Source organism: Micromonospora cynarisoli, assembly GCF_030518815.1.
Classification (GTDB): domain Bacteria; phylum Actinomycetota; class Actinomycetes; order Mycobacteriales; family Micromonosporaceae; genus Micromonospora; species Micromonospora wenchangensis.
In genome coordinates this window covers 6,188,117-6,214,538 of sequence record NZ_CP130426.1, presented here as the reverse complement: position 1 = coordinate 6,214,538, position 26,422 = coordinate 6,188,117, and the positions used below count along the sequence as shown (strand labels likewise).

General features: G+C 68.5%; 20 protein-coding genes, 1 pseudogene and 1 CRISPR repeat array. Of the genes and pseudogenes, 7 read left to right on the top strand and 14 right to left on the bottom strand.

Annotated elements, in window-relative coordinates:
* Positions 1-155: 155 nt before the first annotated feature.
* The 4 genes from Q2K16_RS27380 to Q2K16_RS27365 all read right to left on the bottom strand — a co-directional run bounded on the left by Q2K16_RS27380 (position 156) and on the right by Q2K16_RS27365 (position 11,245).
* Positions 156-1,523, bottom strand: coding sequence for a lectin (locus Q2K16_RS27380; RefSeq protein WP_302741014.1), 1,368 nt, complete (start codon positions 1,521-1,523; stop codon positions 156-158).
* A gap of 429 nt (positions 1,524-1,952) precedes the next feature.
* Positions 1,953-4,652: a ricin-type beta-trefoil lectin domain protein gene (locus tag Q2K16_RS27375; RefSeq protein WP_302741013.1), complete on the bottom strand. Its 2,700-nt coding sequence runs from the start codon at positions 4,650-4,652 to the stop codon at positions 1,953-1,955.
* Between the two features lie 458 nt (positions 4,653-5,110).
* Positions 5,111-7,525 (bottom strand): UvrD-helicase domain-containing protein, encoded by a 2,415-nt coding sequence (locus Q2K16_RS27370; protein WP_302741012.1) that lies wholly within the window; start codon positions 7,523-7,525, stop codon positions 5,111-5,113.
* Positions 7,526-7,792: 267 nt separating this feature from the next.
* Positions 7,793-11,245 (bottom strand): AAA domain-containing protein, encoded by a 3,453-nt coding sequence (locus Q2K16_RS27365; RefSeq protein WP_302741011.1) that lies wholly within the window; start codon positions 11,243-11,245, stop codon positions 7,793-7,795.
* Between the two features lie 302 nt (positions 11,246-11,547).
* Here Q2K16_RS27365 and Q2K16_RS27360 point away from each other — a divergent pair, with 302 nt between their 5' ends.
* Positions 11,548-11,766, top strand: a complete 219-nt coding sequence (locus Q2K16_RS27360) for a hypothetical protein (RefSeq protein ID WP_302741010.1) — start codon at positions 11,548-11,550, stop codon at positions 11,764-11,766.
* An 83-nt stretch (positions 11,767-11,849) separates the two neighbouring features.
* Here Q2K16_RS27360 and Q2K16_RS27355 read toward each other — a convergent pair whose 3' ends face one another.
* The 6 genes and pseudogenes from Q2K16_RS27355 to Q2K16_RS27330 form a co-directional block, all read right to left on the bottom strand.
* Positions 11,850-12,260, bottom strand: a complete 411-nt coding sequence (locus Q2K16_RS27355; RefSeq protein ID WP_302741009.1) for a nitroreductase family deazaflavin-dependent oxidoreductase — start codon at positions 12,258-12,260, stop codon at positions 11,850-11,852.
* 531 nt (positions 12,261-12,791) lie between these two features.
* Entirely contained in the window at positions 12,792-13,130 is a 339-nt protein-coding gene (locus tag Q2K16_RS27350; protein WP_302741008.1) for a hypothetical protein, read from the bottom strand.
* A gap of 368 nt (positions 13,131-13,498) precedes the next feature.
* Positions 13,499-14,161: a pentapeptide repeat-containing protein gene (locus Q2K16_RS27345; protein ID WP_302741007.1), complete on the bottom strand. Its 663-nt coding sequence runs from the start codon at positions 14,159-14,161 to the stop codon at positions 13,499-13,501.
* Between the two features lie 76 nt (positions 14,162-14,237).
* Entirely contained in the window at positions 14,238-14,423 is a 186-nt protein-coding gene (gene amcA, locus Q2K16_RS27340; RefSeq protein WP_278132250.1) for a multiple cyclophane-containing RiPP AmcA, read from the bottom strand.
* A pseudogene (locus tag Q2K16_RS27335) lies at positions 14,420-14,769 on the bottom strand (cyclophane-forming radical SAM peptide maturase AmcB); the annotation flags it as partial. The pseudogene Q2K16_RS27335 and the gene amcA (Q2K16_RS27340), both read right to left, overlap by 4 nt.
* Positions 14,770-14,805: 36 nt before the next feature.
* Positions 14,806-15,429: a CRISPR direct-repeat array (repeat unit 37 nt; unit sequence GTTGCGATCCTCGCCCGGCGCGGTGGCCGGGCGCAGC).
* 185 nt (positions 15,430-15,614) lie between these two features.
* Positions 15,615-15,890 carry a hypothetical protein gene (locus Q2K16_RS27330; protein WP_302741005.1) on the bottom strand — a complete coding sequence of 92 codons (276 nt, stop codon included), beginning with the start codon at positions 15,888-15,890 and terminating at the stop codon, positions 15,615-15,617.
* A gap of 333 nt (positions 15,891-16,223) precedes the next feature.
* Here Q2K16_RS27330 and Q2K16_RS27325 point away from each other — a divergent pair, with 333 nt between their 5' ends.
* Positions 16,224-16,880, top strand: a complete 657-nt coding sequence (locus Q2K16_RS27325; protein WP_302741003.1) for an HAD family hydrolase — start codon at positions 16,224-16,226, stop codon at positions 16,878-16,880.
* Here the strand turns inward: Q2K16_RS27325 and Q2K16_RS27320 are convergent.
* The gene (locus Q2K16_RS27320) at positions 16,877-18,211 is read right to left on the bottom strand and encodes a helix-turn-helix domain-containing protein (protein ID WP_302741001.1); all 1,335 of its coding nucleotides are present in this window, start codon (positions 18,209-18,211) and stop codon (positions 16,877-16,879) included. The genes Q2K16_RS27325 and Q2K16_RS27320 overlap by 4 nt on opposite strands.
* A 484-nt stretch (positions 18,212-18,695) precedes the next feature.
* Between Q2K16_RS27320 and amcA (Q2K16_RS33140) the strand changes: the two genes are divergently transcribed.
* From amcA (Q2K16_RS33140) to Q2K16_RS27300, 5 genes are all read left to right on the top strand, one after another.
* Complete coding sequence (amcA, locus tag Q2K16_RS33140; RefSeq protein WP_368052517.1) at positions 18,696-18,878, top strand: multiple cyclophane-containing RiPP AmcA; 183 nt, start codon at positions 18,696-18,698, stop codon at positions 18,876-18,878.
* A gap of 322 nt (positions 18,879-19,200) precedes the next feature.
* Positions 19,201-20,046: a hypothetical protein gene (locus Q2K16_RS27315; RefSeq protein WP_302741000.1), complete on the top strand. Its 846-nt coding sequence runs from the start codon at positions 19,201-19,203 to the stop codon at positions 20,044-20,046.
* Positions 20,047-20,060: 14 nt separating this feature from the next.
* A complete protein-coding gene (locus Q2K16_RS27310; protein WP_302740999.1) occupies positions 20,061-21,053 on the top strand; it encodes a nucleotidyl transferase family protein in 993 nt (330 codons plus the stop codon).
* Positions 21,054-21,280: 227 nt separating this feature from the next.
* Complete coding sequence (locus Q2K16_RS27305) at positions 21,281-21,787, top strand: hypothetical protein (RefSeq protein WP_302740998.1); 507 nt, start codon at positions 21,281-21,283, stop codon at positions 21,785-21,787.
* A 133-nt stretch (positions 21,788-21,920) separates the two neighbouring features.
* Positions 21,921-22,943 carry an NAD(P)/FAD-dependent oxidoreductase gene (locus Q2K16_RS27300; RefSeq protein WP_302740997.1) on the top strand — a complete coding sequence of 341 codons (1,023 nt, stop codon included), beginning with the start codon at positions 21,921-21,923 and terminating at the stop codon, positions 22,941-22,943.
* Positions 22,944-22,958: 15 nt separating this feature from the next.
* Here the strand turns inward: Q2K16_RS27300 and Q2K16_RS27295 are convergent, their stop codons facing one another.
* From Q2K16_RS27295 to Q2K16_RS27285, 3 genes are all read right to left on the bottom strand, one after another.
* Positions 22,959-23,978 (bottom strand): tryptophan--tRNA ligase, encoded by a 1,020-nt coding sequence (locus Q2K16_RS27295; RefSeq protein WP_302740996.1) that lies wholly within the window; start codon positions 23,976-23,978, stop codon positions 22,959-22,961.
* Positions 23,979-24,018: 40 nt separating this feature from the next.
* Entirely contained in the window at positions 24,019-24,699 is a 681-nt protein-coding gene (locus tag Q2K16_RS27290) for an HAD family hydrolase (protein WP_302740995.1), read from the bottom strand.
* A gap of 418 nt (positions 24,700-25,117) precedes the next feature.
* The gene (locus tag Q2K16_RS27285) at positions 25,118-26,026 is read right to left on the bottom strand and encodes an ImmA/IrrE family metallo-endopeptidase (RefSeq protein WP_302740994.1); all 909 of its coding nucleotides are present in this window, start codon (positions 26,024-26,026) and stop codon (positions 25,118-25,120) included.
* Between the last annotated feature and the right edge of the window lie 396 nt (positions 26,027-26,422).

The window sequence follows — 26,422 nt, the reverse complement described above, 5'->3', positions numbered from 1 at the left end:
ACGTCGATTTCTGCACGCTGGAGGCGGCGTCGCCCCGGCGGGTCGGCATCGACCCACCTCGTACACAGTGACCCTATGCATTGAGTCGCATCAATGCGAGGTCCCGCCGGGGCGACCTTGGTCCTACCGGTGTCCTGCGTTGACGTCCGCCCGGCTCAGCTCCGGCTCCACCGCTGACCGGCGCTGCCGTTGCAGTCCCAGATCTGGGTACGCGTGCCGTTGGCCGTACCGCTGCCCACCACGTCCAGGCAGCGGCCCGAGCCGACGGCGGTGATCGTGCCGTCGGCGTTGAACCGCCACCGCTGGTTGGCCTGCCCGTTGCAGTCCCAGATGATCACCGAGCTGCCGTTGGCGGTGGCCGCGCCGTTGACGTCCAGGCACTTGCCGCCGAAGACCCGCAGCTCCTGGGCGGCCGTCGAGGTCCAGCTCTGGTTGGCCTGCCCGTGGCAGTCCCAGATGATCGCCGCCGAGCCGTTGGTCTGCGTGCCGCCGTTGACGTCCAGGCAGCGCCCGGAGGACGAGTTGCGTACGGCGCCCGTGCCGCCCGGGGGCGGGGTGGTCGGGTTGCCGGTCGGCGAGACCGTCGGGCTCGGCGTCGGCTCGGTGCCACCGAACTGGGTGAAGAACCGCCACACCTCGACCTTGGTCCAGGTCCGCACGCCGCTGTCCCCGCCCCCGTCGACCGGGCCCGGGGTGTGCCCGCCGTCGAAGGCGGCCCACACGACCGGGTAGCCGGAGCGGCAGCCGGAGTAGGTGGTGGTGATGTGGGTCAGGCTGCCGGCGCGCGGCTCGGGCGGGCTCTGCGCCGTACACCCGTTGTTGCGCACGAAGGTGTCCCGCAGGGACCGGCCGGCCGAGACGTTGAGCACCGGGTCCCCGATGCCGTGGATGCCCATGTAGGCGATCGGCTGGGTGCCGCCGCTGCACCCGCTGAGCTGCCCGCCGGAGTAGACCGCGACGGCCCGGAAGACGTTTGCCCGGGAGCAGGCCAGCGAGTAGCTCATCCCGCCGCCGTAGCTGAAGCCCAGCGCGAACAGCTGCGTCGTGTCGACGCACAGGTCGTTCTCGATCAGCCGGACCATGTCGTCGACGAAGGTGACGTCCTGGCCGCCGGGGTTGGCCCAGCCGTTGCCGTTGCCCTGGGGGGCCACGAAGATCGTGCTGTTGTTCGCCTGCTGGCGCAGCCCGTAGTAGGACCAGGCGGCCCCGTCCGACCCGCCCCCGTCCACGTCGTTGGCGGTGCCGCCGTTCCAGTGGAAGCCGAAGATCAGCCGGTACTGGTGGTTGCGGTCGTAGTTGTCGGGGATACGCAGGATGAAGCTGCGGTTCTGGCCGCTGCTCTGGATGGTCCGCGGGCCGCTGGTCAACGTGGGTGCCTTGCCGCACCCGGCGGTCGCGGCGGCCGCCGAGACACCTGCCGCCGAGGCGGTGGCGTCGGGGCCGCCGGCGAGGGTCGTCGCCCCCACGGTCACGACGAGGGCCGCCGCCGCGAGGGAACCGAGGATGGATCTGCGCCTTGTCATGATGGGGCTCCTGCCACTCGGCATGACTGCTTCGGGGTACGGGGTCCACGACGGTTCCGACGTGTCGCGCCCGACGTGCTCCCGCCGACCGCACCCGCCAAGGACGGCCCACCAGGAGACGCGTGGTGCGCGTACGACGCCGACCGGCCCGTCGCCGCAGCTGCCAGCCTTGCGGGGTCCCGCTGCCCGGGCGGGACCGGCTGGTCGTCGAATCGACAGGTGGTCCACGTCGTGCCCGAACGCCACCCGGCGAGGCCCGGTGCCGTGGCGCCGGACGTCGAATCGATTCGGCAAGACCCTAGGTCGGATAGTGAAATATGTCAATGCTGTGTCGGGCGGGTTGCGGCCCGGGGTCGCCTACCCGGGGAGCGAACCGCAGGTCACGGAGCGGCTCCCCGGGGCCGGTCGACCCGGCCCCGGGGATGCCGGTCAGTTGCGCAGGCTCCACTGCTGGTTCGGCCCGCCGTTGCAGGACCAGAGGATGAGCTTCGTACCGTTGGCGGTGGCCGCGCCGTTCGCGTCGAGGCAGAGCCCCGACAGGGCGTTGGTCAGGGTGCCGTTGGCGTTGAGGTTCCACTGCTGGTTGGTGCCGCCGTGGCAGTCCCAGATGATGACCGTGGTGCCGTTCGTCGTACCCGCGCCGTTCGCGTCCAGGCACTTGTTGCCGTACGCGGTCAGCTGCTTGCCGCTGGTGTACGTCCACTGCTGCCCGGTGCCGCCCGTGCAGTCCCACAACTGCACCTGGGTGCCGTTGGTGGTGCTCGCGTTGGGCACGTCGACGCAGCGGCCGGACTGCCCGCCCACCAGTCGGCCACCCTGCTGTCCGGTGCCGGTGCCCTGCTGGCGGACCACCGACGTGGACTCGGCCGACCGGCCGCCCTGGGCGTCCACCACGAACAACCGGTACTCGCCCTGGTTCGACGGCACCGCGATGGAGGTGGCGGTGCCCGCCGCCCGGGTCATCGTCGGGCCGGCGGCGAAGGTGGTCGTGCCGGCGGGGGCCAGCCAGACCGTCCGGGACGCGTCGCCGGTGCTGCGGATCGGGATGGTCGCCGAGGCGCTGGTGACGAAGGTGCTGGCGGGCAGCACGTAGTTCGGCAGGGACAGGTTGACCGCCGGGACGATGTCCCGGTACGCGTCCTCCAGCCCGGAGTTGGCGGCGATGCCGTACGCCGCCGCCGGCCAGACGTAGTCGGACGAGACCAAGATGTCGTTGACAGTGCTGTTGGGTAGGTTCTTGTTCGACACCTTGTTGATCGGGCCGTAGATCTGGGTGATGCTCAGGTCGTGCTTGCGCCCGAAGTCGTCGGAGTTGATCATCCAGGTGATGTTCTTGTCCACGCTCAGCACGTTGTCCCGGAACGTGATGTACGCCGACCCCTCGTCCGGGTGCAGGCCGTACTTGTGCCCGGACGGCACGCCCTGGAGGTAGTTGTTGGTGATCGTCGTCCCCGGCTGCGCGCCGAGGGTGTAGATGGGGGCGGTGTCGCTGAGCCGCTGCACCGTGTCGATGATGTGGTTGTAGCTGATGGTGTTGTTCCGGGCCGTCGTGGTGGGCCGGTTCGGCGCGATCGAGCCCGATGACCCGTCGAAGTTCCACCAGCCCCAGCCGAGCGTGATGCCCGACCACGGCGACTTCTCGATCCGGTTGCGTTGGATCGTCAGGGTGTCCACGAAGTACGCCGAGATGGGGCTGTGCCCGTTGAACAGCACCGCGCTGTCGTACAGGTAGTTGTTCCTGATGTCGATGTTCTTCGGCAGCCCCTCGACCTGCGGCAGCCACTTCTCCCGGTTGGTCGACGTGCCGTCGCCGATGTAGACGTGCTGCGGGTGGCCGACGGTGACCGCGGAACCCGCTATGTCGTTGGTGACGTTCCCGGTCAACTGGCTGTTCTGCACGTCGTTGACCATGTTGACGCCGTCGGCGCCGCTGTGCTGGATGCGGTTGCGGCTGAACAGGATGCCGTCGGCGTTCTCCACCTGGATCATGCCCGGGGTGACGTCGACGTTGCGGTAGTAGTAGTCGTGGAAGTTCCGCTTCGCGTACGCCTGCGCCCCGAGGTTGCCCTGCTGCGCCTGCTTGAACGACGAGCCGGCGACGGTGAACAGGTTCCAGTCGGAGTGCTGCACGGTGAGCCCGGCGAAGGTGAGGTTGCGGGCGTGGCTGCCCGTCGAGGTGCCGGCGACCCGCAGCAGGGTGGTCACGTTGTTCGGCGCGAACACCGACGCGGTAGCCATGTTCTCGGCGCTGCTCTTGTAGTAATAGAGGGTCTTGCTGCCCTTGTCGAAGAAGAACTCACCAGGCGCGTCCAGGAACTCGTAGGCGTTCATCAGCTTGTGGCTGCCGCCGCTCTGGGCGTTGCCATTGAACGCGCCCTGGGCGATGGCGGCACCCGGCTGCTGGAACAGCGCCACCCGGTTCGCGCCGTCGGAACTCGTGGTGACCTGACGTACCCCGACGATGGCGGTGGTCCAGGTGGTCGCCGTCTCGATCTCGATGTCGTCGGCGTTGCGGGCGACGGCCGGGAAGTCGTTCAGGTTGTACTTCGCGCCGTCGCACTGCGAGCCCGACTCCCAGGCCCACGCGGCCTGCCCGGCCGTGACGGTGTACGTCCCGTAGCAGCCCGCCGAGTTCACCGTCTTCGACGCCATGACGGCCCGCTTGTCGTTGACGTAGAGCGCGCGCAGTTTGTTGGCCCGGTCCAGCGGGGCCTTCCAGATGTTCCCACTGTGCTGGGTCCACCCGGTGACCGGCACGCCCCCGTCGAGCACCGGGGTCTCGTCGGGGTAGGCGGCATAGCTGACCCGGTAGCCGTTGCTGCCGGAGTCGGCCGCGCCGAACTCGATGGTGCTGCTCACCGGATACCGGCCACCCCGCAGGTAGACCTGGATGTCCCCGGTCATGTTCACGTTCACAGTACGCACCACGTCCCGTGCGCGTTGCAGCGTCCGGAACGGCGACTGGAGGGTGCCCGGGTTGCTGTCACTGCCGTCCGGCGCGACGTAGTACGTCGCCTGGACGGCGGCCGAGGCTGCCAGCGGGTGCGCGATCACGGCCGGCGCGGCGGCGGCGACGAGCAGCGCACCTGCCAGCAGCGACCGTCGCGCGACGGAGAGGGCTGATTTCACGAACCTGTCCTTTCGCATGCCGCCCACAGCCATGTCCGCTGGACACTCGTCCCGGGGGTGCGACAGTGGACCCGCCGTCCGAACATGGACCGACCCGTCGGGAGGCGTGCGCGCTTCCGGCGGTTCGACAGTTGGCGGGTTCCTGGGGAAGATGCCGTGACCGACGACGGCAGGGTGTCGAGCGATCGGGTCGTTCCCTGCCACCGGGAAGCCCGCCGCCCGCGCACACGCTCCTGGCCGTGGTCACGGAATGCTGCCCTGAAGCGTAGGCGGCGGAATCGGCGGAGGCAACCATCAATTGTCAACCGCCTATGCGTAATCGTGACCCGCGGCACCGTTCACGCCAGGCAGACCGAGCCACCCACCTGGGCCCGCTCCACCGCCAGCCTCGCCCTGCACGACGCTTGCGGCCGTGCGCGGGGTCGGCGCGACGCCCTGTCAGGCGCGACGGTCGCCGGCTACGGGCGGGCCGCCCGACGGTCGCCGCGCCGGAGGTGGAGGTGTTCCCGCAGCCGCCGGCGCAGGTCACCGAGCGGACCGGTGGCACCGAGCCGACGCAGGAAGTCCGGCACGCTCCAGGTGACGAGGGCACCCTGGCGGGACAGGTACAGGCCGACCCGGTCGATGCGGTACCGGTCGTCGTAGTCCAGCAGCAGGTAGCTGACGAGCTGGTAGACCTCGTCACGACCCAGCCGGTGGGGCCGGATGGTCGCCTTGCAGTCCAGCAGCAGGCCGTCGAGGATGAAGTCGGCGTCCGCTCCGCCGATGTCCCGGCTGCCGGCGAACGTCGGCCCGCAGACCCGGGCGGCGATCGGCAGTTCGAGGAACGGCCCGAAGGACTCCTCGGCGATCGCCAACTGCTGGTTGACGTCCTCGATGGCATAGTCGGGGACCGCCGCCAAGAGGTCGTCCAAAGTGGTGCTGGCGGTGGCGTCGGTCAACATGCTGTACCTGCGGATCTCACCGGTCCGGTAGACGTCCTCGTAGTAGGCGGCCACGAAGCACAGGCGATCCAGGACCTCCCCGTCGACGCCGTCGTCGCCGCGCAGGTACGCGTCCACCATTGCGGTCAGCTCGTCGCCGGCCCGGTGCAGCGCCCTCCGTACGGCCGGCGCGGGCGCGCCCCGCAGCGGCCGGTCGCTGCCGACGGCGGCGACGCCGCTGTCGACCGACGCGCCGAGCGGGCTGCCCAGGCAGAGCCGGAACCGGAAGTCGATGGCGTGGCCGAGCGCCGACCAGTCGGGGTACCTCACGTCCAGTGGCTGCACCGGGCGGGGCAGGTCGACGATCCGCCGGAGGTAGTCCTGCACGACGGCCGTGCTGTTCGGCAGGTGCCGGGTCACGAACTGCGACATCGGGGAGTTCGGGTACCTCAGCTGGCGGGTCAGGCTCAGCTCGATCATCGGCCGGCCGGCCACCGTGCCGTCGCCCGCCGCCTCGGCGGCCTTCTCGTACTCGTCGATCCAGGTGATCCCCGCCGGGTCGAGCTGGTGCCGGGCCCGGGTGACCGCCACGTAGATCAGGCGGGCGTCGCTGGGCCGCAGCGGGCGCGGCATCCCGTGGTCGTCGACCGACGGTGCCGCGAAGCCGTGCCCGATCCGTACCCGCGACCACTCCCGGCCCTTGGCCCGGTGCGCCGTGGACACCGTGACCTTCGCGGACCGCTCGTCGGCGAGCCTGTCGACCGCGTCGATGATCACATCCGGCCCGTACGCGTCGACAAGCGTCACGATCGCCCTGAGGTCCTGGCCGGCGGTGTCGTTCTCGGCGTACTCCTGCACGTCGGCCCAGGAGGTGAACAGGAACAGCTCCGGATGGGTGGTACGCCGACCGGACCTCAACGCCTGGGCGGCCTGCGCGATGTTCCGCAGCGCGTCACCGCCGCCGGTGAGCGCGACAGGTACGCCCCGTTTCAGGAAGCCGAGAACCTCCTGCATCGCGTCGGCGTTCCCCCGGCACAGCACGGCATCGATCTCCGCCGCGGAGCCGACGCGGGAGTCGGTCGCGCTGTTCCCGGTCAGGTGCAGATCCGACTCGGCGTGCCGCAGCCACCGGTTGGCCGTCCGGGCGATGCGGGGGCCGAACCGGAACGACTTCGTCAGATACAGGTGGTCCGCGGGGAAGCCGGTCATCACGTCCCGGGCGCTGCGCCAGGCGTAGATCTGCTGGGCCGGATCGCCGACGCACACCCGCTGCGCGTGCTGGGCGAGGAAGACCTCCTCCAGCACCGGGTTGGTGTCCTGCGCCTCGTCGAGCAGGACGAAGTCCCCCTCCAGCCTGGGCTCGGTCAGCGCCCACATCTTCAGGTAGTGGTCGTGTTCGAAGCGCAGCCTGCCGTCAGGTGCGCAGATGTCGTCCCAGGCGCGGACCGCATACGGCAGGAGCACCCGGGCGAGCTGCTCCTGGGCCACCGGGTCCAGCCCGTTGACCCGATCCAGATGCCGGACCGTCAACTGCCGGTCGGTGCTGTGGCAAAACCGACGGATCATGCCCATCACCAGGCGCGCCTGGTGTCCACAACTGATCGGGCGAGTGCTGACCGACAGATCCTGACGGATGCCGAGCAGCCGCGCGGTCTCCTTCGACGGGATGCGGGCCGACCGGCTCAGCCGGTCCTGGTACCTGCGCCCGACGGCCCGGTGCGCCAGCGAATGCGCCGTACGGCAGTCGACGTTCGCCCCGAAACGCTGCCTGGCCTCGTCGGCGATCGACTTGTTGAACGCCACGTAGAGGCCACGCTTCCTGGTGACCCCGGCCATCAGCACCAGCGTGGAGGTCTTGCCGGTGCCGGCCCCGGCCACCAGGGCCAGTTCCCTGCCCGCGAGGAACGTGTCCCGGGCGGCGAGCTGCTCCTCGGTCGGCCTGACGTCCATACTCCCCTTCCAGGACCGGTTCCGTGCGCACACCGTCGTGATCGGACGGACCAACGGGCGGTTCCACCCGCCCCGACAGCCGCTCGGGAACCAGTGGAGCCTACTGCCATAGCGAGCGCGATGTGATCACTCCGCTACCGGCGGCCCGAGCGATCCGCCGTCTCACCAGGCGATCGGAGAGGAGAAAAACTCGACGGCGACCGCGCCCCGCTCCGTCCCCGGGCCGACAGGCAACGGCACTCGGCCCCCGTGCGCCGGCCGTGGCCGCTAGGGTCGGACCGGGCCCTGGTGCGGCAGCTCGGCTGAGAGGACCTTGAAGTAGCGCAACGGCGACCAGATCTGCCGGTCACCGATGACATAGAGCCGGCGCTTGGCCCGGCTCACCGCGACGTTGAGCAGGTTGGGCCTGCTCGACGCCCACCGGCGGGCACCCACCCGGTCCGGCGCACCGCCGAGCACCAGCACGACGACGTCGGCCTGCTTGCCCTGTGCCGTGTGGACGGTGCCGGCGACCAGACCGGGATACCGCCGGGCCCGCCTGCCGACCTCGCGGGCGACGTCCCGGAAGGGGCCGATCACCATGACCTCGGACATGTCGAAGTCCAGCTCGGCGAGGGTGGCGAGGATACGGTCGAGCTGCCGGCCCTCGTCGGGAATCCAGTGGCCCTGCGCGCCGGTGCCCGCGACGTCGATCCACTTCGACGGGGGCAGCGTCGGATAGGCGAGCTGGAAGCGGTCCCGCGCCCCGGTGCCGGTACCGTCGATCATCAGACCGCCGTAGGCGACCCGGTTGACGATGTCGAACATCGGCTGGTCGCAGCGTCGGTGCACGGTCAGCGGCACGCCCACCCAGGTCGGGTCGCCGTCACCGTCACCGGCCAGCCAGGTGCCCAGCAGCGTGAGCCGGTCGGCGAGGCGCTGGACGGAGGTACGGCTGGTCAGCCACTGCTCGTCCACCGCCTGCTCAGTCCGGATCGCCTGTTCGGTGCGGAACGGCAGGGTGGTGATCGGCTCCAGTTGCAACGGGTCGCCGACCACCACCGCCCGCCTGGTGCGCCAGAGCGCCCCGACCGCGTTCTGTGGCGTCGCCTGCCCGGCCTCGTCGATGAGCAGCCAACCGAGCGCCTCCCTGCCGAGGTGACCGAACACCCGGTCGTACGAGGCGAAGGTGGTGGACACCACCGGCACCACGAAGAAGAGGCTCTGCCAGGCCGCCAACGCCGCATCGGGGGCCAGGTCGGCGGGCGCGTCGCCGCCGACGAGATCCATCGCGGCCTGCAGGTTGCGTCGCAGCCGGGTGGCGTTGTGTCGCAGGAACGCCTTGTGCAGCGCCAGGGCCGCCAGGAACAGGGCGCTGCGTGCCTCGTTCCACTTCCTGTCGGTCCAGAGCGCCGCCGACTCCCGGCGCTGGCGGTCGGCGTGCCATTCGGGGTCGGGAAAGTGCCGGCCGAGCGCGCTCGCCGCCCGACCCAGCCGCGCCTGGAGGGCGGAGAGGTCGGCCTCGGCCGCCCGGACCGCGTCCTCGGCCGCGCGGTGGCTCCGGACGGCGGTGGAGAGTTCCTGTTCCGCCGACGCCACCGTCCGCCGGGCCGCAGTCAGCGGCGCGTGGTCGACCTGCGGCCTGGGTACGCCCGCCGCCAGCACGCGTCGGATCTCGTCAGCCTGCTGCCGGGCGGTGTCCACCGCCCGCTGTACCACGTCGATCTCCACCTGCACGGCGGCCCGCTCCGCGCGGGCCGCGTCCAGCGCGGTCTGGGCCTGACGGACCCCGGCCAGGAGCTGACCGTCGTGGTACGACCAGCGCCGTTGTGCCTCGCCGAGGGTGCGCAACCACTCCCACAGGCCAGGCTGCGCCCGCTGGTGCGCCGCCTGCGCGGTCAACCACCGGCTCAGCTCCGCCTCACACGACCAGAGGGTCCGCTCGGCGGTGGCCCTGCGGCCGGTGCTCAGGTGCTCGACCTGACGCTCGGCCGTGGCGAGGGTCTGGTCGGCAGCCGCCGCGCGACGACGGGCGTCCCGTTCGGCCCCGGCCTGGAGCGCGGACGCGATCCGGTCGGCCTCGGCCGCCCGCTCGCGCTCGGCATCCAACGCCGCCCCGTGCCGGAGCCGTGCCGACTCGACCGCGTCCGCCGCCACCTTCACGGCGTGGCGCAGGTCGGCGAGGTGGATCTCGGGGTGCTCCCGGCGTTCGACGTCGCGGTACACCTCGGCCCGCTTCGTACGCACCGCCTCGACCCGCGCCTCGGCGGCGCGGAACCGTGACACCGCAGTCGACCAGCCGACGTCCGGACCAGTCTGCTCGTACCCCTTGAGCACCGCCAGCAGGCCGGACCAGGTGTGGCCCTCGCTGGAATCCTTCCGGGACTCGTCCGGGGTGTGGTACCAGAACGTGTTGACGAACCGGCTCCGGTTGGCTTTGTTCCCCAGCCGCGCCGCGACCAGGGCCCACGCCCGCTCGGCGGCCTGCGGTTGCTCGGCGTCCGGCTGACCGGCCAGCAGGGCCGTGGCGATGTCGGGGAAGTAGTCGGCCGCCGCCGCCCGTTCCCGCCACGAGTCGTCGATCGCGTCGGCGGCGGGGATCTCGTCGGTGACGTTCTGCACGGCACCGTTGTTGGCCGAGGCGACAACCATCTCGAAGCCGGTGAGGTCGGGCTGCCACACGTCGACGACCCGCGTGCGTTGCCCCGTGCTCCAGCGCAACTGCCGACCGGTGAACGCCCGGGCCGGGTCGGTCAGCGCGGCCAGCCGCCGAGCCCGCTCGACGACGAGCGCCGCGACGAGGTCGCGCAGCATGGTGGTCTTGCCGGTGCCCGGCGGGCCGTTGACGCCGAGAATCCCGGCGGTCATGCCCAGCGCGGTGCAGACTGCCAACTGCTGGTTGAGCGCGAGCGCGTGCTCGGGATGGCTGGGCCACCGCCCCGCCGGCACCTCCCGTGGTGCCGTCGCCGCCGACACGGCGTCGATTCGGTCGCGCACGTCCACCCGACCGGCGGTGGCGAGGGCGGCCTCGGGTCGCAGATAGTCGCGCAGTGCGACGCCGACGTCGCCCTTGTCGATCTTTTCCGCGACCCGCTCCAGGTCGTACATGATGAAGCTGTTGAGAAACGCGGAGCCTGCGGCGCTGTCCGCGTTGCGACGGGCCACGAGCTGGCTCTTGACCCGGATGTCGGTACAGGGCAGGGCCGCACCGACCCCGGCCACCCCCAGGGCCAGATCCAGGCAGTCGGCGAGCAGGCCGTGGTCCACCACCCGGGGAACCATCTGCGGCGTCTGGTCCTCCGTACCGTCGATGGTCACCGTCACCAGTTCCTGGAGCGACTCGCGGAGGTCCGCGGTGGCGGACTCGAACCGCGCGAGCCAGTCGCCTCTGGCGCGCCTGTCCCGCACCAACCGGCCGGTCGCCCAGGCGCAGCTCGACAGCACCAGCGAGTCGGGCACCACGTGCCCGTGCTCGTCGACCGTCAGAGCGGCGACGGCGCTCTCCCCCGCCGGCCGCTCGTCATAGCTGTCCGGGTCCGGTTCGAACATCCGGGACAGCACCTCGAACAGTTCGTCGAGACGGTGGATGCCCAGGTACACGACGTGCCGCCAGGTCTGGTTCGGGCGCAGCTTCCACCGCGATAGCTCATGGCCCGCCTCCCACGGCAACGGCTGGCCCGGCTGGACCGCGAAGACCAGCCGGTCCCGGCTGACCCGCTCGACGCTCTGCGGACTGAACATCTCCACGGTCCGCCAGAACCTGACAACCTCTGCCTGTGCCGCCTGCGCGCTCCGTCGCAACACCACTCCGATCGTCGATCGATCGTGCCCGGGCGGAGGATCGTACCGTTCGCAGAACGCCGACGGGCATCCCGACCGCACCGAACGCCGCGACAGGAGTCGGCCCTGTCGCGGGCACGGAGGAGTTCGGCGTTTTCCGTGTTCGGGTCTGTGATGTGATCGATGCCGTTGGCATGGTGATCCGGTCGTCGTAGGCGAGGATCAGGGCGTCGAATGCCTTTGCCCAACCGCAGACCCGGCCGGTGACGCTGCTTCAGCGGGGCCAGGCCTGCTCGATCGCGCATTCCCCTGAGGCCGTCGGCGCCGACCAGGGCGGCTGCCGCCATGCCTCCCTCTCCTCCAAGCTGGCCGCGTCGAGCGGGCCCTTCAGCAATCGAGCGGAGAACCTTTTGGTGGCAAGGACTTCGGAGTCACGCTGGGAGGCCAAACTCACCGCACTGATGAATCTCCAGCGCGTATGAAAGGCCAAGCCGGTCTCGGTGTCGGTCCATCAGGGGCGACCACGCCTTCGGGAGATCGTGAACAGATCTTCCAACGTCTCCACCTACGGCGCGGGTTCCAACACGACGACGGGGATCTGGCGGGTGGTCTTCCGCTCGTAGTCTGCGAAACCCGGGTACGCGGCCTTCTGCGCGTTCCAGATCCCTTCCCGCTCCTCCCCTGTGGCGACCCTGGCGACCAACTCGACCGTTTCCGTACCGATCTCCGCTCGGACATGCGGATGGACCAGCAGGTTGTGGTACCAGTCGGGATTGGTCGGCGCACCGGCCTTGGAGGCGAACACGGCGTACCCGCCGCCGTCCAGTTTCTGGTACATCATCGGGTTCACCCGAGGCTGGCCGCTCCTGGCGCCGACGGTGTGCAACAGCAGCAACGGGGCACCAGCGAACTGGCCGCCCACCTCTCCACCGTTGGCGCGGAACTCGGAAACTATCTTGTCGTTCCAGTCACTCACTGACTACTCCTCGCTCCAACCGGCCGCTTCCCGTACCACCATCCTGTCAGCTCCCGCCCGTGCGAGACGACCTGACCGTCTGCCGCCATAGCGGCTGGCGTGCGGGCTTGTTCGTATTCGGCGGAGCTGAGGTAGCCGAATGCGGAGTGACGTCGTCGGTGGTTCGTAGAAGGCGATCCACCGGAACACGTCACGGCGGGCTCTTCGTACACAGGCGATGGCCCGGACCGTCTGCCCGGCCCCGGCGTGCCGTTGCAGACCCCACCCGACGCGGCGAGATAACCGGACAATCGAATATCAGGGATCACTGAACGGGCAGAGCCACAGGGAAGGCGGCAAGATCAGATTGACTATCATGCCGCGGGCGGGCATGGCGGGGAAGCCTTGCCATACCGCGCGACGTGGCGCTCGCGCCAGCAGCCCTCACCGCTTGCCCGGCAGGCTTACGTGTGGTGATCTGGAGCGTCGAAGAGCACAGACCCGACGAACTCCAGCCACCCATGGCCGACTGCGTGACCCGCACATCCGTCATCAGTTCCGCCGGTCCGGAAGCCGATACACCTGGCGAGGACCGGCCGCAATAATAGACGGCACACTGGGTCCAGCCGCGAGGCGGTCATGCGCGACATCCGACGGTTCGATCATCACTTCGACGGGCCCGGCGAGGACCGCGACAGCGCCGGTCGTGTCGTCGTGGCGGACCAGAGTCGTGACAGTCTCGGTGTGAACGCTCACGGTCACCCGCACCGCCGCCGCGCGGGCGATGATGACCGGACCGTCGGCCGCCGCTATTGATACCTCGCGACCCGGGTCGGCACCGAAAGCCGGTGATGTCCGGCTCCGTTCTGGTCCTGGTTCCTCCGGGCTCATCTCAGGATCGTGGGTGTGTCCCTGAATGATGAAGAACCCGAGTTCGGCGTTGGTGGTTTTGCCGAGGACCTCCCGCAGTGCCGTGCGGTTCGGCTCGAACGGCCACCGGTGCTCCCCTCGTTCGAGCTTGCCGATGTAGCGAGCGTCGACGGCGCTGCGGCAACCCGCGTGCGCGTGGTGTAAGCGTTGACCGCGTCGGCCAACTCCTGCCGGGACATCGGCCGCCCCGAACCCGACGGAAACGGCAGCGCCAGCCGAGCCGCGCGAAGCAGGTTGTTCGGCCCTGGGTGATAGGCCACGACGTCGTTCTCCTGATGTGTTCGTGTGCTGTGCAGCGGGCGACCGGCAGGGCATGAGAACCGGACCTGTCACCGCTTGCATACGGTCAGGTGGAGATCTTGAACGGCCAGGTGGGTGAGGTCGGGTAGCTGGTCCTCGTCGAGGGTGACCCCGCGCAGGTTACCGAGACCGGTCCTCAGGTCGTGTAGGCCGTTGCCTCGCAGGTCAGCGCCATAGAGGTGGCAGGAGTCGAGTTCCAGGCGGGCCAGTTGGCAGGACCGCAGGACGATGTTGGGTAGGCGGCAGGACGACCAGGTGGCGTCGGTGAGAAGGCAGTCCACGAAGGCCACGGCTCCGGCTGCGGCGACCCGGGTGAACGACGCGTAGTCGAATCGACAGCCCTCGAACAGCACGTCCTTCAACCGAACATCAGTCAGGCGGATGCCGGTGAACCGCGAGCCCGTGACGGCGCAGCGCTCCATGCCGACGCCGGACACGATGGCACCAGAGAAGTCCATACGGGTGATCTCGCAGCCGAAGAGGGAACCGCCCTCCCAACCACTCTCGCTCACGTCGACACCGACGAGCCGGCTGCCACGGATGGTGACGCCGTCCAGGGTGACGCCACGCCACAAGGCATCCTCGATGGTGGCGTCGCTGAGGTCGTCGGTTGGCTCGCTGATGGTGTCGAGATCGTCAGGGTCGAGTTCCGGGAGCAGTATCCGCAGTTCGCCGACTGTCGTGGTCCGCATGTGTTCCTTTACCTGTTTCCGAGGGTGGTGCGAGACGGGCCGGCCGCCGCATCACCCGAGTGTCGGGAGTTCGCTGTCAGCGCTTCTTCTTGTCCCAGTTGTCCCAGCCGGGGCGGCTGTCGAATTTGCCACGGTTGTCCCAGGTGGGTCGGTTGTCGAACTTCGCGGCGTCGATCGACGCTACCGCCTGGGACGGTGCGACACCGAGACGGTCGAGGTGGTGCGGTGGAGCGTTGACGAGTGCGGCGAGGGCGTCGTTCATGCTGGTCCTCCGGTCGGGGTGAGGTGGTCCGCGGTGGCGCGGACGAGGGCCTGTCGGGTGGTGCGGCAGAAGTTGGTCTCGCGGACGGTGAAGGTGTGGTGTTCGAAGTAGCGGTTGCCGGCCTGTCCGCCACGGCAGAAGTCGTAGAACGCGCACCGGTCGGCGCAGTCGTTGAGCGCGGTGACGAACTCGGTCACGTAACGCAGACCGCCGGCCCGGGCGAGCATCGCGGTAATCGGTTCCTCGACCACGTTGCCGGCAATGAAGTCCCCGTACTCGGGAGCAGTGATGCCGAGCAGTTCCGGTGACAGGAGCCGACCTGGCCGTCCCAGGACACCGTGGGAATCGTCACCAGCGTCTTTTCCAACGCCGGCTTTGCCGGGTTGCGATCCTCGCCCGGCGCGGTGGCCGGGCGCAGCCGCCGTCGACGGCCGGAACATCGACCTCGTCGTCATCGTTGCGATCCTCGCCCGGCGCGGTGGCCGGGCGCAGCCCGACTGGTTCGACGCGGCGGCCGAGCGGGCGAAGTTGCGATCCTCGCCCGGCGCGGTGGCCGGGCGCAGCCCGCGCCAGGCGGCATGTGCTTCGACGTGGCCAGCCCGTTGCGATCCTCGCCCGGCGCGGTGGCCGGGCGCAGCGTCCGGGGTGTCCGCGTCGCCCGCCCCGATCGTCAGGTTGCGATCCTCGCCCGGCGCGGTGGCCGGGCGCAGCCCGCGGCACCGTCCTGCTCGACCCCCCCGATCAAACGCGTTGCGATCCTCGCCCGGCGCGGTGGCCGGGCGCAGCCGCCCCCGAGTCCGCCCAGTGGTGCGCCACCGCCGACGTTGCGATCCTCGCCCGGCGCGGTGGCCGGGCGCAGCTCGAGGAGTTGGTGGGTGAACACGAGCAGCCGCCAGTTGCGATCCTCGCCCGGCGCGGTGGCCGGGCGCAGCGATGATTCACGCCCCGCATCCCGGGTCGACAGTGCGGGTTGCGATCCTCGCCCGGCGCGGTGGCCGGGCGCAGCGGCTCCTCAACAGCGAATATAGCAACCCGACGATGCGTCATCGACTTAATCGAGGTCCGTTTTGTTCATCTAATCCAGATATTCTCCCTCGGAACCTTCCGGGGTTCCGGCGTCCACTGGAGGTTCCTAGATCATTAAAGCTTCGCACAGGTTGAGGGGACGAACCTCCAAGGTCAGCCCGATATTCAACACGAGAGAATCATCCCACCACCGCTCTCGCAGCACGCCCAACGCCTGCACGTCGGCCACCGTTTCGATGCGTCGAGCGGCAGGTACGCCTGTCGGCCGTGGTCGAGCAGGCGTGAGGCCGGCCCGGCGCCGAGCAGCACCCCGGAGTCGAACGCCTCGTGGGAGGTCAGCGACGGGGTGGGAACCACGGCCGCCCGCTCGCTGGCCACGAAGAACCTCTCCGGAGCCAACGAGTCCTCCTCGATACCGAGGTTGAGCGTCTTAACGCCCAAGCTGCGGTCTCGCGGGTCACGGATTTCCAAGAGCCGGACGCACGGACACCCGCCAAGACGTGCCAGTCTCCATCTGGACGGAGTCCCTGCGAAAATGGCAGAAAAATCTTGGCCCTCCCGTTCAGCTATCTCATTTTGTGAGACAGCGCTCCCGCTAAACGAGCGGTCCAGGGTAGAGGTCGCCGAGGGCACCCTCGGCGAGGCGGACTCGCAGGGCTTCCAGCCCCGGGTCGTACTCGGTGTGGCCGACGGCTCGGCACTGACCCGCCGGACGGCTCGGCTCGGCTCGCCGTACACGTTGATCCTGATGGGAGCACCAGGCACAATCGCCGGGTGATCGCGAGCGTGTTCTTCGATGTGGGCGAGACCATCGTCGACGAGTCCCGGGAGTACGGGACGTGGGCGGACTGGCTCGGGGTACCGCGCCACACGTTCTCGGCTGTCTTCGGGGCGATCATCGCTCGCGGCCTGGACTACCGGGAGACGTTCCAGGTTTTCCGGCCAGGATTCGACCTGGCCGAGGAGCGGGAGCGCCGGACGGCGGCGGGACAGCCGGAGTCCTTCACCGAGGAGGACCTCTATCCGGATGTGCGGCCGTGCCTGGCCGCGCTGCGCGAGTCGGGGCTACAGGTCGGTCTGGCCGGCAACCAGACGGCGCGGGCGGAGACGATCCTGCGTGCCCTGGGCCTACCGGTCGACGTGATCGGCACCTCGGACGGCTGGGGCGTGGAGAAGCCGTCTGCCGCGTTCTTCGACCGCGTGATCGCCGAGGCGGGATGCCCGGCTGACCAGGTGCTCTACGTCGGGGACCGGTTGGACAACGACATCCGGCCGGCGCAGGAGGCGGGTATCGCGACCGCCCTGGTCCGCCGCGGCCCGTGGGGTTACCTCCTTGGCGACAAAGAGGTCAGCGATCGGTGCCTGTTCCAGCTCGACTCGCTGGCTGAGCTGCCTGACCTCGTACGCAAGCACAACGAGTCGGCGCGCTAACTACCCGGCAGGGCGGCGCGGCCGGCGGTGAGGGCGGCGACCCGTTCGTCCAGCAGGTTGCCGTGTCGACTGTCGCCGAGCACGGTACGGACGGCTCGGACCCGGTCGAGGCCGACGCCGTACCAGTCGTTCTGCAGGGCGTCGACAGCCTGGTTGAGGTAGTCGGCGGCCCGGTCGCCGTCGCCACGATGAGCGGTGGCGAGGTCGGCGAGCACGACGCTGCGCTGCTTGGCACCGGTGGTGGTGAGCGCGGCGAGTGCCTGGTTGAGCTGGCCGGCGGCTTCGCTGTGGTCGCCGCAGGCGAGGGCCGCGTAACCAGCGAACGAGTGCAGGCGGCCGTTGTCGTAGAAGTCGAGCCATTCGGGCGGGGTGCCATCACCGTTGACCGCACCTGCGGCGAGGTCGATGTGGCGACGGCTGGCGGCTGCGGCTCCGGCACGCGCCTCGACCTCCGAGGCGACGCAGTGCAGCCATGACCGGACCATGGGGCTGACGCCGTGCCAGGTGTACTGGAGAGCCCCGTCGATCAGCGGCCGAGCGTTGGCCGGCTGGTGGCCGAAGGCAGGAACGAACGCCATGTGGCCGAGGACAGCGGCGGCCAAGGCGTGGTCACCGGCCTCACGGGTGGCAGCGAGGGCGACGTCGTAGCAGCGTTCGGCGATGGCGGGTTGGCTGAGGTCGAAGAAGGCAAGCCGGGCGGTGAGCAGCGCGGACTCCGCGAGAGCGGAGGCAAGACTGTTCCGGCTGCCACCGGTGGCAGCGCGCAGGAGCCCGATCCCGAGCTGGGTGTGGGCGTAGGCGGCCTCGTAGAGGGGCCGGGCCGGGCAGGTCCAGTACAGCTCGCGTTGGCAGCTCACAATTCGCCGGTACGAGTCGGGGTCGACGGTTTTGCCGTCGGCGTGTGCGGCTTCCGGGTCGAGGGATAGCAGGGGCGCGACCAGGGGCAGCATGCTGGCGCCGACCAGTGCGCGTAGCACGGACGCACGGTCCCAACCGTTGCCGTTGTTATCTCCGGTGAGCATGTCCCACAACCTCCTGAACTCGTGCAGTGTTTCCTCGTCCGGGCGTACGGCCAACTCGTCGGGAGTGAGTAGGCCGAGGTCGCTGGCCGGCTTACCGAACATCGCGACCAGATGCTTGCGGTACCGGGGATCCGGCCGCCGCTCGCCGATCTCCCACCGCCGGACGGTGTTGGCGTTGAGCCCGGTGTCGGTCTCACCGGCGCGGCTCATCTCGGTGCGGATGCGTTCGGCGACCTCCTCGTAGGACCAACCGCGTTGGAGTCTCTCCCACGCTAGCCGCCGGTTCGAGGGGTAGCGCCGTCCCGCCATCGCGCACCTCCGGGCATCGCCTGTCGACATCGATCACGCTAGCCAGTCTGGCTACAGGTCGTCACCACTTGGTCGCGATTGGACGGGTAGTGGACGGTACCGGTCTGCTGCCGTGGACGGTTCGCTATTGCCGAACATCGAAGCCGCCTGCTCCGGGCTGGCCTCGATGGTCGCCGACCAGTCCCGTCAACGGCGTGAGGTTCATGGTGGACATGTCGCACCGACCCGACAGCGCGTCGCCCCGACCGGACCCGATTGCCACAACGGCGGTCGGCTTCGGTGCCGTGAGGTTGACTCCGCGCCCGCGTACTGCCAACGAGGCTGCGCAGGCGAGTGACCGGCGAGATTCCCCCACTCGCCGCCTCCCGGTTGCGGGCCCGCCAGGCTCCCGGCGGGCCCGCCACATCGGCAGCCGACGTCCCACGACCGACAGCCGGCCACACCAGCCCGAGCACGGTACGGCGCACGTGGGGGCACAGCGGCGATGACTCTTTACATCTCCCGCCATGCCACGGCAACGACTGCCGACAACTCCACCAGACCGGTCCGTTCTGAACCCGTGCTCACGGCCGAGCGACTCGACCTGCCTCGCATCGACCCGCCCCTGTTCAACCACGTCTGGCAGCGAATTTTCGAGCAAACCATGCGGAAGGAAGAGCAACGATGATGTCTCGGGCCCCTATCACCGGTGCCGCCGGATTCATCGGCTTTCACCTCGCGACCCGGCCGGGCGTACGGCTGCCCCGACGCACGCGCGGCGAATCCCGTCCCGAGCTGTGCGATGCTCGCCAGAACGGCATGTCGGCCTTGTGGTGGTCGGCGTGAGAGCCCGGCAGGTCACCGCCCCGACCGGCCCGTGGTCCCCGAACGTTCTGCACACGCTCCTACGGGACGCCTCACCGTCGGCAGATGAGCGATGGCGACGCTGGTGCGCCGATCTGCTCCTCGCGGATCGCCTCGGTCCGGCGGAGCTGTCCGAGTGGTGGAAGGTGATCATCGAGTTCGACGAGGTGCTGGGTGGCTACGCCGAGCAGCCGCTGGACGTGCCCGAGGGCTCCGTTGTCATGGCGGGCAGCGGCAAGGAGCAGTTCAAGACCTTCAACGTCAGCACCGCCGCCGCGATCCTCGCCGCCGCCAGCGGCACGTCTGTGGTCAAAGGGATCTCGCGATCGGTGTCGGCGGTTTCTGGAGCCGCCGACATTCTGGATGTGCTGGACATCCGTGCCGTCGACCGGCCGGATGCCATTCCCGAGATGCTGGCTCGATTCGGGATCGCCTTTGTCTCGTATCCCTTGTTCTGCCCGCGCTACGCGGCTCGATACGACGGCGTCTTCGACGCCTTGAATCCGGCGAGCTTCTTCATGCCGGTTGCCACCATCTGCGTACGCGCCAGGGGATACGTGTTGGGCCTAGCCCACCGAGACGTCACCCTCGCCGCAGCAGCTCTCCTGAAGATCAGGCCGGATCTCACCACGGGCGTCGTCGCGTCCACGGAGCTGTCCCCCGGCGAGATGATCGACGAGCACGGCGACGTCGGTACCAGAAGGCTGGCGCGTCTCGCCGACGGATTCATCACCTGCGGGATCCGCCAGGGACATGAGCCGGCCCAATCCTGGCGTCACGCGGTTGCCCACCGGCCCACTCACCGTGGTAACGCCGCACTCGTGGCCTCCGCGCTCAAGCCCGGAGACGACACGCCCGTCACCGCACTTGTCGAGCTGAACGCCGCCCTCGTCGTCGCAGCGAGCGGGACAGACATCGACGAGGCGGTCGACCTGGTCCGCCATGCTCGCCGGGCTGGGCACGCCATCCGTCTGCTGAGCACGCTCACCTGATCGAAGGAGCCGCCATGCCCGCCATGTCTATCGACGCCGAATCAGCAGCAATCCTGACCGAACGGCTTGGACCGACCGCTCTCCGGTTCACCCACACCGACGACGCAGTGTGGGTCTTGCATCCCGACCGACGCGAGTCGTTGGCGATCGTGACGGGCTTCGGCCCGACCAATGCACCAACCGCCGGCACCTTGTCGGTCATGCTCGGCGCGGTCGAGTTGCAGCGACGACTCGGTGTGCCGATGACGGTCGTCATCTCCGACCTCGGGGCATGGAACTCTCGCAACGTCTCATGGTCGGCTCTGGTGCGGGTTCGCGACCAGATGCTCGCGTTCCTTGTCGAGCTCGGCCTGGGTCCACACAAAGCCGAGCTGCGGTCCCACCTTGAGCACGACAACCTCGTGCGTGCCGGCCGGATCGCCCGCTATCTGTCCCGGGCTGACTTTCAGGAGCACCGTGAGAGCCTCTTGGAGCTTTACGCCGAGCACGGCTTGCTCGGCAGCGAGACCGGCGTGGTGGTCGACTCGCTGTACACGGTCGCTGACGTGCTCGGCCCCTTCGACAACGGCGCCGGCAACGTCCTCATGGTGTCGGGTATGGAGGAGGCGTACTTCACGGATCTGGCCCGTCTGGTGCTACAACGACAAGCGCACGCCGGTGAGCTGGGGCTCGGCTGGAACGGCCGGATCGGCGGTCTGTACTTCCGGGTCCTCGAAGGGCTTGCCGGCTACCCCAAGATGTCCAAGAGCATCCCCGCGTCGAGCATTCACCTCAACATGACCGAGGCCGAGATCACCGACCGGGTGATGGGCGACGAGGAGTCTTCCCAGCCCGCGTTGCTGTCGGCGATCGAGCTCAGCAGCGGCTGGGACGCCGCGGATGTCGCCCGCGCCCGCGAGACGTTCGCAGAACGTGTCCTACGTCCGGACAGTTGGCGCCAGGCTCGCCGAGAGTTCTGCCAGTCGTTTGCCCAATTGGCGGTGATGTGGCAGCGATGCGCTCGGTGAGCCCGGTCCTCGTCCTCCTCGGTGCGTCGGGACGCCTCGGCTGTGCAGTCCAGCCGCTGGCCGTCGCCGCCGGATTCCACGTCGTAGCGGTCGCACGGACGCCGCCGGCTCAGCCGAAATCGGGCAGCAGCACTCAATGGATTGGCGCAGACTTGACGGTCGTCCGGGACCGCGCCCGAGTTGCCGCCGTTACAAATCGGACCGCCTCATCCGGTCCTATCTACGTCGTGGACGTCGTTCTCGACCGTAGAGGGGTAGACGCCATGCACCGCAGCATCCGAGGCGCGACCGAAGGCGTGCTGCAGCTACGGACCGAGTTTCGTGCTGCTGGCCAGGAAACGACGCTCATCGCCGCGAGTACGACCGCTGTGCTCGCTCCCGGGCTGTATCAGACGCCGTACGGGCTCGCGAAGCGCAGACAGGTCGTCACCTATGCCCGCTCCGGCGTCGCGGGCGCGGCGCTACTGCTCCCCCAACTCGGCCCGGGAACGGGCACCGCATCGAAACCTCAACCGACCTGGTCCTTCGGGCAGGCCGCTCAAACATTGGTCAGCGCCGTGTCGGCCGCACCGCACCACGGCTTCACAGTGCGCGTGCCCGCCCTCGATGCCGACGACAGGAGCAGCCACGTGGCTGTCAACGGCAGCATACTCCTGGCCCATCTCCAGAGTCTTGTGCTCGACCGCGACTCCATGCTCGCCCATCGAGCGGCAGCCCGGGGCCGGCTGACCTAGACTCCCGATCGGCTGCGGCTCCGCTTCGATCATCACCACGCACCGGCGGAACTGGTACGCCGGTTCGCCAGTCGATACCACCTTGTCGTTGTCGATGAGCGGTCCGGCTGCGGTCCTATTCCTTGGGGGAGTCATGATTGACGACAGCGTCGATGTCCTTGTCATCGGGTCGGGACTCTGCGGCCTCACCATCGCCGTCACCGCCGCGCGACACGGGCTGCGCGTTCGCTGCCTCGGCGACGGACGCCCCGGGGCCTCGCTGGCCAACTTCGGCCAGTTGCACTCCGGCGCCGTCTACGCCCCGGTGCTCCCCGCACTCAGCACAGCCTGTTGGGAGCAGCGGGACCGCTGGCACGACTTGGCCAGGCCCGCGCAGTTCGGGGAGGCTACCGGGCTCGCGCTGTTTCACTCAGCAGATGCCGTGCAGCGCTACCTGGACGCCTGGAAGCAGATCGGTATCCACGCCTCGGAGATGGACCCGCACGGCGCGGGAAGGTTCCCGTCGCCGGCAGCCGCCTTTCGCATCCCGGACTACAGCGTCAACATGTCGGTCCTCAACGCCGGCCTCGTCGATCTGGCACGGACCAGCGGCGTACCAGATGTGCAGCGGTACACCGCCGTCCTGCGCCGCGATCAGGAGAGCGCCCCCGTCTCGATCGCGCCTCCAGCGCCGCGACCGCAGATCGTGGTGCTGGCAGCCGGCGCCGGCACACCGACCTTGCTGTCCAACGCCGGAATCCAGCACACCCTGCACAACCGCCGAATTGCCTGGGGCCGATTACAGCCCGGGCTTGCGGCAGAGGGTGTGACCTACTGGCTGGACGGCGATCTGCTCGCCATCAGTCCGGATCGTGGCGGCATCAGCGTGGGCTTGCCCAGCGTGAAGGATGGATACGGCACAACAGCGGAAGAGCGTGCCCGACTACTAGAAGCGCTCGATCGACACCGTCTCCACCACTCCCGCCCGGACCTCAGCCTGATCTGGGGGACCGTGTGCGAGCCGACCAGTCCGCAAGCTGACCCATCCAGCCTTGTCGTGGACCTCCGACAGCCTCCGGACGGGTGGACGCCCACTGGGAACCTGCTCGTTGCGCTGCCCGGCAAATGGACCACCGCCTGGCACTGCGCCGACCGGGTGGTCGACGCACTCATCTGACAGACGGGACCCGAGCTATCCGATGCCGATGGCGTCCCTCACCCGCTCCAGCAACGGCCTGGTCTGCTTCCGCGCCTTGTCCGCGCCGTGGGCAAGCAGGTCGTCCAGCTCACTACCCTGCGCCATCAACGCCTCGTAGCGCTCCCGAAGCGGCGCGAACTCAGCGACAAGTGCGTCGGCGAGCTGCGCCTTCACCTCTCCCCAGCCCATCCCACCGGCCGACAGCCGCGCCCGTGTCTCGGAGACCACGTCAGCCGCACCGAACCGCTCAAGCAGCTTGAACACGGCAGCCGTGTCGGGGTCCTTCGGTTCCTCCACCGGCACGCTGTCGGTCGGGATACGCCGAGTCAGCTTCCGCAGGCTCGGCTCTGGCGCGAACAGAGGAATCGTGTTGCCGTACGACTTGCTCATCTTGCGACCGTCGGTGCCGGGCAGCGTGTGCGCCGACCCCTCATCCGGAATGACAGCAGCGGGGATCTTGAACTTGAACCGGTCCCCGTACACAGCGTTGAAAGAGCCAGCGATGTCCGCGGCGTACTCGACATGCTGGACTTGGTCGCGGCCCACGGGCACCACATCGGCGTCCATGATGAGGATGTCGACCGCCATCAGCACCGGGTAGTTGAACAGGCCCATGTTCACGCCGGCGTCAAGATCCTCCTTGCCGGCCTCCCGGTTACGGTCACGCGACGCCTTGTAGGCGTGCGCCCGGTTCATCAGGCCCTTACTGGCCATGCACGCAAGGATCCAGTTCAGCTCGAAGATCTCCGGGATGTCCGACTGGCGGTAGAACGTGGTGCGATCCGGGTCGAGCCCGGCAGCCAACCAGGTGGCCGCCACGGAGCGGGTGTAGTGCCGCAACTGATCACGGTCGCGGATCGTCGTCAGCGCGTGATAGTCCGCGATGAAATACAGCGACTCGTAGCTGTCGGCCAATCGCAGCGCCGGCAGGATCGCGCCGATGTAGTTGCCCAGATGCGGCTCACCGGTCGGCTTGATGCCGGTCAGCGATACCCTTCGCGCCGTCGAACCCATGGGCATGACCTTACCGTGACCAGCCATCGATCTTCCGTCCTCATTGCCTATCGCCGCGGACCGAGATGCTCCTGTTGCCGTTGGCAAGGCCGAGCAACGACGGCAACTCCGCCATACTCCTGAAGGCTCCAACCGACCCTGACGTGGAGCCATCGGGCGCGTACCGCAGCGCGCGCATCCCCGCGCTACGTGCGGCCGCCACCCCGGATTCACTGTCCTCGACAACGACGCAGCTGGCAGGCGGGACGCCCATCCTAGACGCGGCCAGCAGAAACAGGTCAGGAGCCGGTTTGCCGCGGGCGACCTCGGCGGCCGTGAAGATCCGACCCTCGAAGTACGCCGCCAGGCCGCAGGCACCCAGGGTCAACGCGACCTTCTCGGGCCGCCCGTTCGACGCCACGCAGAAGGGGACCCGAAGCTGCTGCAGCACCGGCACGATGCCGGGCACCGGCGCCACCTGGGCACGCAGCGCGGCATCAACCGCGACGGTCAGCGCGTCGAACCAACCGGGAGGCACAGCACCACCAAGGCGACCGGCGATCAACCGGGCCGCCGCCGCTTGATCGAGTCCAGCGAACGCACGACTGCACTCCTGGTCGGTGATCTGGATTCCCAGCTGCCGCATCCGGTCGGCGAGTACCCGGCCGACGATCGGCTCGCTGTCCACCAGCACCCCGTCACAGTCGAAGATGACGAGATCGACCCGACCACGATCGCCCATCGGTGATCGCCTCCCTTCCAGGCCGCGTCGCACCAGTAACGGCCGGTCCCAGCATCGCCGGCAGGGTCCAACGGCTCCCGAGCACCCACCGAGCGACCACCCACCACCGGCGTACGCAAAAAAGGCCCCTACCGGCAGATAACCGCCAGGTCAGGGCCTTTTTGTGGTGCGCCGCCAGGGACTCGAACCCCGAACCCGCGGATTAAGAGGTTGATCTTGGTTGAGTCATTGGGTCCAAACGGGGCCGCGTGAGTCCATCTGTTCGCGGTCAGGCCCCAGCTTCAGCGGGACAACGTCCGGCCAAGTCCATAGTATGCCGGCCCGTCCATCGCGCCGGAGCACCCACGGAGCACCCCCACGAGACGCCGAAAGAACTTGAGTTCGGAGACGTGTGGAAGCTGTTGCGGATGGTAAGCGGTCACCGCAAGATTTGGTTGTCAAGCTGATGTTGCACAATCATCGGAGAAACCTGATACTTCCTCGCAAGTTCCTCTATCTCACGCTCCTCAACCCCTAAATGAATGGAGTCAACGGAAAGTTGTCCGGCGATTCCCTCCGCAGGCGCGAGCAGCTCGGCCGCGAACGCCCGCTCCACCTTCTGCAGGTCCGTATAGGCCGTTGTAACCAAGAACCGGGATTCACTTTGCCAAAGTAGATGCCACAGCGCTCTCGCAATGGTGAATCGCCTTGCTGCCTCGGGCTGATGATTTCCGACGATGACCAACGCAGGCGTGTCGGGGTCCTTGCCACCAAGTGCCTGCAGCCCTCTCGGGGGGACTGCACGAGCGGAGGCCCGGAGAATACCTTGCAGCTCAAACGGATCCGCCGCATCGATCCCAAGAGTTCCTCGCACCCGACGCGCTTGCGCCCACCCTCTCTCCCAAGGGCGAAGGTGGGACCAGTCGGGGCTCGGGGACAACTCGGATCTGAGCGCCTCTACTTCATCGGCGGCTGGGGCGGTAAGCCTCCGAATGTCCTCTTGCGCAGCAGCTACCCACTCTAGGGCTACCGAAATTTTGTCTGGCTGCACCACATCCATGAAATCGTCCAGCAACTGATCATCCAATTGATCTGCTGCTTGGAGAATATCTGCCTCGTACTTATCCGCTTCTGAATAGGGGTCAAGGCCTAGACGTGCGGAAGTCAGACAGAAGGCTGCCTCTTGCGGTTCCGTGCTCTGAATGGCCGCCCATTCAACTTGAAGTTGCGTGTCCCGGATTCCCGTCTCAGCAAGCCGCGAGACTACTACCTCAACGAAGTCGGTAAGGCGTTGCTGCAACAGAGAGCTTTCAATAACAACTTCGCCGCTGGTAAGGAATCGAATCACTTGGCTAGCGACATCCGGAGGGTCTGCACGCCAAACGAGGCGCGTCGTACCCCCTTCGGGAAGTATGAATAGATTGGGCCAGAGGAATCCGTCGCCTGCGCTTCGGACGTTGTGTCGCTGTCGCTGAAGAAAGCGGTCTGAGGCCGACCGCGCATAAGAGCGGCTCTTCGACAGGGTGGACGCCGGCCTGGAGTGAGCCCTTAGGAACCACCAGTTAAAGGCGATCCACTCAGCCAGAGGGTACAAAGAGCAGTAGATTGACCTGCGGGAGCTGCCAGACTCCTTGTCCTCGACCAAAGTCAGCGTTTCGCCGCCGACATGAATCTCAAGACGAGCCCACGTTGCTCTTAGCTCGGCGGCCTTGACACTCGGCGCCGCCAGCCACTCCCACCGTAT